Source organism: Petrotoga halophila DSM 16923, from assembly GCF_002924615.1.
Genome location: NZ_JALY01000066.1, coordinates 1 through 7,145, shown reverse-complemented (window position 1 = coordinate 7,145; position 7,145 = coordinate 1). Strand labels below are relative to the sequence as shown.

Annotated in this window: 6 protein-coding genes; all 6 read right to left on the bottom strand. The window is 33.1% G+C overall.

From position 1 onward, the window contains the following. On the bottom strand, positions 1 to 337 hold a 337-nt coding region (locus AA81_RS15050; protein ID WP_211292641.1), incomplete at its 3' end, for a cation transporter. Between the two features lie 13 nt (positions 338 to 350). After that, positions 351 to 725, bottom strand: coding sequence for an ArsR/SmtB family transcription factor (locus AA81_RS15045; protein WP_103898172.1), 375 nt, complete (start codon positions 723 to 725; stop codon positions 351 to 353). Positions 726 to 1,554: 829 nt separating this feature from the next. Then, the gene (locus tag AA81_RS15040; RefSeq protein WP_103898171.1) at positions 1,555 to 3,411 is read right to left on the bottom strand and encodes an ATP-dependent helicase; all 1,857 of its coding nucleotides are present in this window, start codon (positions 3,409 to 3,411) and stop codon (positions 1,555 to 1,557) included. Beyond that, positions 3,374 to 5,338 (bottom strand): ATP-dependent nuclease, encoded by a 1,965-nt coding sequence (locus AA81_RS15035; RefSeq protein ID WP_103898170.1) that lies wholly within the window; start codon positions 5,336 to 5,338, stop codon positions 3,374 to 3,376. The genes AA81_RS15040 and AA81_RS15035 overlap by 38 nt, the downstream gene beginning before the upstream one ends. A gap of 113 nt (positions 5,339 to 5,451) precedes the next feature. Next, positions 5,452 to 5,994, bottom strand: coding sequence for a hypothetical protein (locus AA81_RS15030; RefSeq protein ID WP_211292640.1), 543 nt, complete (start codon positions 5,992 to 5,994; stop codon positions 5,452 to 5,454). 190 nt (positions 5,995 to 6,184) lie between these two features. Continuing rightward, entirely contained in the window at positions 6,185 to 7,099 is a 915-nt protein-coding gene (locus tag AA81_RS15025) for an alpha/beta hydrolase (protein ID WP_103898169.1), read from the bottom strand. Positions 7,100 to 7,145: the final 46 nt, after the last annotated feature.

The following is a 7,145-nucleotide window of genomic DNA, read 5'->3' as shown; positions in this document are numbered from 1 at the left end:
CTGCAGCAAATTCAACTCCTTCAAGGCTGCTTGTTTGAGCTTCAATCTTTGCAGCACAATTCGCACAGTCAAGTCCTTCAAGTATTAATACTTTTTTATTGCTCTTGTTAACGGATTTTTCTTTCACTACCACATCCGGTTCGTGCTTGTGCACTATGGTTTTAACTTGCTGTAATATATTCTTATACTCTTGCTCTGATTCAATTTCTAAAGTCAATGTCTTGTTCATGAAGTTCATATAGGCTTTGACTCCATTTAATTTATTAACCTCATCTTCAATTTTAGCTGCACAATTTGCGCAATCTAAACCTTCTAAAATTACTTCCTTCTTTAACATTACTGACCCTCCTTTACTTACTTTCTTCTGAAATATGAATTAATCCCTGGTCAAATATTTGCTTTACATGTTCATCTTCAAGAGAGTAGAATACAATCTTTCCTTCTCTTCTGCTCTTTACTAGTCCAGCCTGCTTTAAGACTCTTAGCTGATGTGAAATTGCTGATTGGGTCATATTTAATAAGAATGCAATATCGCAAACGCACATCTCTGATTCATCTAATGCCCAGAGTATCTTAATTCTTGTTGAATCTCCAAAAACTTTAAATAGTTCTGCTAGATCATATAGAGTTTCTTCTTGAGGCATTTTTTCTCGCACTTTATTTACAATTTCCTCATGAATTACATTGCAGTCACATCTTTCAATTGAATTAAATTTCTCAGTCATATTATCACCTCTTTTTAAATCATTTCATCTGAATACTTGAGCTGTTATTCATATGTTGTGTATTTATTATATTATAATTTTTTTCATATGTCAATAGTTATATGAGCATTTATTCAAGTGTTTTTTAAATATTATTTGAAATATCTCAAAACTATCTACTACGACATTAGTACCATAAAAGGGTGGTTTCAATACAAACATTTTTTAAAAAAATATTATTGTAGGTTCTAAAATAGTTTGAAATAAAATTTCAATCTAATAAAAAACTATAGTGGTAGCTGTTTCAAAACAACTACCACTACTTTAGATTATATAAAATTCTTATCATCCCAGAGGATTATTTCTACCTCTTTCTGAGCCATCAATTTCTCCACCTTTATGATGTCTTCACTCAATTTACCCTATGTCATCTATAAATCACCCCAAAAACAGGGGTCAAAAAACGGTGTTTTTTACTCTTTTTTCGCTCCAAAATCGTCCTTGAACCACTATATATTGTGGTCAATCTCTACTCTTTGCCATCTGAACCACAATACGTCATCAGAATTATACTCTCAACGTGCCTTGAGTAGACAATAATGATGTCGTAAGGACCCACTGGTTCCTTGGCGGAGGGTTATTTTTCTCTAATAAGAGTTACTCTGATCTGTTTTTTCGAATGAAATCTCTGGCCAATTCGATAGTAAGGTGCATCACTACTTTGACACATTATTGTTCTGTTGAACCGTTGCCACATTTTTACCGACCGGTAAAAATTGTGCGCAATAAAACTTTCAAATAATTGTGCCTTACTTGAAAGCTTTATTCGGCACAATTATTTGAGTTTATTCTATATAGTTCTTATCTCTAATCCTTTAATAAATCTAGATGCTTGTTGATTTTTTTTGTCTCCCCAAGGCATAACTTTAACCTTAGGATATGTCAAAAAGCAAATTCGTTTTGCTCTTGTTACAGCAACAAACATATTATTTTTTTCTTGTTCCATTTCCTTTCCATTTGCTCTTACTGCTCTATAGTCAGGGAACGTTCCTTCCGATAAACCTATAACAAAAACAACTTCATATTGTAGCCCTTTAGACATATGCGCAGTTAATAAAGAAACGCCTTTATCATTTGATATATCCTGTGTTTTTCCTAACGCAATATAACTCCTAAATGAAATAGCACTTCTATACTCTCTTTCAACTTGCATGATATATTTGCTCCAATGCTTTTGCCACATTTCAATATCATTAAAGATCAAATATTTTTCTTCTTCTTGAAATTCTGTGCTATTTTCAACAAAATCAGCAACCGCTTTCAACGTCTTCCCAAATTCAAAATTCACCTCATCAAACTTTTTAAGCTCTTCAATGATTACTTTATGGGACTCACTTTTCAAAATTAATTCTAATAGTTCCATACCGGAACATGAATTGCTTGTATCAGGCACATCCACTTTTACTATTTTGCATAATTCTCTAAGATGAATTATATCTTTGCAATTTATTAATAACCTTAAACTAAGATCAAACACTTTGATGAATTCCGATTCAATTTCAATTCCCGAACTTGATTTTTTAAAGTAATACGGAATACCCTCATCTTTCAATTTATCTTCCACTTTGTTTAATACATATCTATTACGCGCAATTATTGCAAAATCTTCAAAATCGAGTGGATGATCAATATCACTATGACCGTTTTCCATTAGTGTCTTAAAATTCTTAATAATAAATAAGGCTTCCTCTTCTTCATCTTGTAACTCATGTGCGCTTAGTTCGCCTTCATAGAAATAGTTTGATACACTATCTGATTCTTCCAATGTATTGGCAAATCGAACTATGGATTTTGCTGATCTAAAATTTTCATTTAATACATAAACTGTTGGTTGGAAATTGGATACAAAAGTCTTACTCATTAAATTACTGTCTGATCCATTAAATCCATAGATGGATTGATTTTCATCCCCTACCAACATAATGTTATTGAATGTCTCACCACACAGAGCTCTAATTACTTCGTATTGCGCAAAATTTAAATCCTGAGCTTCGTCTACACAAATGAACTTGTATATACTGGTGTACATTTTCGTTACATTCGGATTTTCAGTTAATATTCTATACGCATAAAATAAAATATCATCAAAATCAATTGCATTTTGTTTTTTTAAGTACTCGTTATACTCTATATATATTTCTTTAAACGCTTCATTTCCATCATAAACTTCAGGAGATACAAAATTCTTCTTCTGCTCTGAAATAAGTTCTAAACATTCATTTAGAAACACTTCCGGTTTCTCTTTACTTTTTAATAATCTTAGAAGTTCACTATCTTTTAAAAATATATCTGCTAACATTTTCTTTCTATCATCATTGTTTTCAAATAAAACTAGCTCAGTTCCTAATCCAATGAGATTGCCTCGTGATTGAACAATATCGAGACAAAATGAATGTATTGTTCCTACATTAACATTTTCAATATAATCTTCTACTGCTTGGTCTTCCAATAATCGATTCTTCATCTCTTCAGCAGCCAAATTACTAAATGTTAACGCCAAAATTTTACTTCTTTTATTTGTTAATAACAGTTTTTTTATTCGTTCAATTAATACTCTAGTTTTTCCACTTCCAGGTCCTGCCTTAACTAAAAGAGCCCCATCAGTAAAATCAACTATTTGTTGCTGTTTCTCCGACAGATTTAACATCAATATACTCCTCTCTTACCTTGATCCCTTGTTGAATAGATATTTCCTTAAACAAAGACAATAATTTTGAAGGTATCCTCAGACTAAGCTCTTCATCTCTTACTATATGTTCTGCAATTGCCATCGCATATTTAGCTTTTGCTTTTTTTGCGGTGATGCATTTATAAACAAGTTTCTGAGCTTCATCAAGTCCATCAATTACTTCCACGACATCTTCATATATATCTTGACCACATTCTTTGCAAGGTGGCTTATCTGTCTTTCTTCGCTTTGGCTGTTTGTCATTTGATTCCTTTGCATTTTCACTATATTTCTCAAAAAATGTCTTTGTTACCTGTTCAAGACCCTCAACTTGCGTTTCAGTCAGTTCATTTTCTTTCTCTTCAACTTCATTTACCGCATTGATTATGTGTTCTGAATAGCCACTTTTGACTAAATATTTCTCGAAGTCTTCACCATTATCTAAAATAATAACGTTTTTCAATTCTGATACATCTTGATTACTCATTACTTTAACAGCATTTTTCACTCCTTTGATTGGTTCTTTTTCACCATCACTAAAAATATACCATTTGATTCCAAATTTTTTGATTAAATTTAAAAATGTTTTATAATTCTGACCGTCAACACCGATTATATTAATTCCTAAGAAAACAGGATCTACTCCAAAATATTCTTTAAAGTAAATTGGTAAAGCTTGCTCTTCGGTTATCCCTTCACACAATACAATCCCAGAAGAAAACAAAAGTTCTCCCCGTGTTTTTATTACTTCTCTTCTAATTTTCATTATTTCTTCTGGTTCATACTCAGCTTCCAAAAACCTTTGAACTTTTGTTATCCCATTTTCTTTATAAAAATGTATTAAGTTTTTTAGTTCTGATTGTGCAACAACACTTGGTGAATGTGTGCTTACAACTTTTTGCCCACGGAAATCTTCAATTTGTGAATATAATTGTCTTTGAGCTTGTGGATGTAAGTGAGCTTCTGGCTCTTCAAGAGTCAACATTACATAATCATCAGCATCATCATTTTTAGCCTCTTTGTGGAATTCTTCGACATATGCACCTAATGTTAAAAATGATATCCAACTGCGAGTACCCATTCCATGTTGTGCTATTGAAAATTTAGCTGCGTTTCCATCCTTTAAGGTTATATCCATCCCTTTATGCAAATCTCCCAAACTTCTCGCCAGAGGCTCAATCTGTATATCACTACCTTTGTTTCCTAAAGTCTTTCCTATTTTAGCGATATTTACTGCCGCCTGCTTTAGTGATGGAATACTATTGATTATTTCATCATTGATATCATTCAATTGCTTTTCAATTTCCTGTGTTTTTTCTGGTGTAATATCTGTTTTTGAAGTTGTTTTTCCAAAATAAGATTTTTTGCTTTTAAGGTCATCTGAAATATCTCTTTGTGCATCCATAAAAAATGAGTTTATATAATTATTCATATCTGATCCAAACTGTTGTGGTTTACCTACTTTACTTTCCTCAATATCTGAATTCCACTCTTTAATTTGTTTTCTAGTAATTCCATAGTCGTTCTTCTTTATATCATACTCAACGATTGATCGTATACCAACGTAATTTCCGTTTGTAGCATCAGTCGTTATCCATTTTTCTGTAAATGCAGAATTCCAAAACTCATTGAACTCTCTTTCTCTTTTTCCATTTTCATTTATTGGGACAATTAAAATATCAATTATCGCCCTCTTATCTGTAGAGAGCTTTTCGCTATCTTTTACAAAAATATCTTCCTTACTTACATCTTTATACGAATTCAAGGACAAATCTATTGCTTTTAAAAAATTAGTTTTGCCACAATTATTTTGGCCAATTAAAATATTCGTATTTTCTAGTTCAACTTCAACATTTTCTATAGAACGAAAATTCTGTATTCGAATTTTAGTTATCATGATTCCCATCTTACTCACCCCATTATCTTCTTTTAAATACCCAGCTTATCGAAGAGAATCTTATTTCTCTTTTTCGAATCCTTGATAATTTTATCAAATGACAGAATTTCCACATATGCATTCTAGGTATCATTAAACAGATAGTATCCCATTTTATCAGGTGTATGTTTAAAGCTATTGAATCGAATGGTTTTTTCCAAGCTTGGAGTGATGTCACATACGGCATAAAGATAAAACTTTGTGCCATTCCCCGCTATAATTTTTCTTCCATATTTGTCTTTAGCTTTGCCTGATTTAATCTTGTCTACATATTCATATAATTGAGTAACTGGATTTTCCGCAGTTGAGTAATCATCTCTCATTGGTCGTTTCAATTCAAAAAGAACTATAGTGTCAAATTCACTTCCATCATTTTCTTCATCAGATACCGCAACTGGATTGTCCAATATCATGATATCTGTACGTTCTTCTTTATTATCATTGTTAAAAGGGATATCCGAAGAAATAAAGCTGCAGTATGCAAGTTTCTCATCTATGAGCCACAAATTATGGTTAGCATACTCAATCTCATCAGATGTCGTTCTCATCGGATAGATTATATTATGAACATAGCTTTCTTTGTTAAATTTCTCACTATCATTTTTTCTCAAGGGGCTTCGCCACATTTTTTTGACTACTTGTCAAGCATTTTTTTCGATTTTGTATTATTTGTTTCTATGATTTTCCACAAAAAAAGAGTAGGATACATTTTCTGTACTCTACTCTTTAGAGAATTCTATTACACCTGTCTTAACTTAATGACATTGACAAATCATCCCACCTTTCGGATTTCCACTACCCCTCATCAGTTCTGTCTTATAAATGTTTGTTTATCCAATCAATAATATCTTCTGTAACTTCATCCCTGTTGATTTCATTCAGCAATTCATGCCTTGCCCCAGGATATATAATTAAGTCAACTTCTTTTATCCCTGCTTTCTGATACAATTCCTTTGCTAATTTTGCACTTTCACCGTAGAGGGTTGAAGGATCCTGATCCCCGGTAATAAATAGAATTGGCAGTTCTTTATCGATTCCTTTTATCTTTTCTTCATCAAAAATATCGTACCCTTTCGCAAATTCGTATAAAAAGCCTGCAGTTCCGGGATTTCCGCAAAGCGGATCCTGAATATATTTATCCACTTCAGCCTCATCCCTGCTCAACCAGTCAAAAGGTGTCCTTTCTGGCTGAAATCTTTCATTATAGGATTGGTTCACCCCCTGCAGATTTACATCAACATAATCTCTACCATGCTGTTCTATTATTGTTTTCGCAAAATCGCATATCTGTTTTATTTGTGGAATATGAGCCGCACCACAAAGTATTGTGCCTTTCAGCCCACGTCCGCTGTACTTTTGAAGGTACTTTCTGCAAATAATTGTACCCATGCTGTGGGCAAAAAGAAATATAGGAAGACCAGGGTGTTCGGAGGCTGCGATTTTATAAAGCCTGTCGATATCATCAACCATACCTTCGAATCCACCTTCATTAATGTGTATAATAGCTGGGTTCGCAGCAGTTTGTCCATGTCCTCGTTGGTCATGTGCATAAACTACAAAACCGTTTTCATTTAGTACCTTTCCAAACCGAACATAGCGTCCCGAGTGTTCCGCTCCGCCGTGTACAATCAGGACGATTCCCTTGAGGTGCCTACCGGCCTCGGGTAATAGCTTTCTAACAAAGATTTTCAGTCCACCCTCTACTTCAAAAGTAAATTCTTTTGCTAACATCATGATCTCCTCCTCACATTTTTTTGTATACTGTCTTTAGAAACTC

Bases quoted from the DNA above. Each gene is read 5' to 3' on its own strand.
- AA81_RS15045 (WP_103898172.1), bottom strand. From the start codon at position 725: ATGACTGAGAAATTTAATTCAATTGAAAGATGTGACTGCAATGTAATT.
- AA81_RS15040 (WP_103898171.1), bottom strand. From the start codon at position 3,411: ATGTTAAATCTGTCGGAGAAACAGCAACAAATAGTTGATTTTACTGAT.
- AA81_RS15035 (WP_103898170.1), bottom strand. From the start codon at position 5,338: ATGGGAATCATGATAACTAAAATTCGAATACAGAATTTTCGTTCTATA.
- AA81_RS15030 (WP_211292640.1), bottom strand. From the start codon at position 5,994: ATGTGGCGAAGCCCCTTGAGAAAAAATGATAGTGAGAAATTTAACAAA.
- AA81_RS15025 (WP_103898169.1), bottom strand. From the start codon at position 7,099: ATGTTAGCAAAAGAATTTACTTTTGAAGTAGAGGGTGGACTGAAAATC.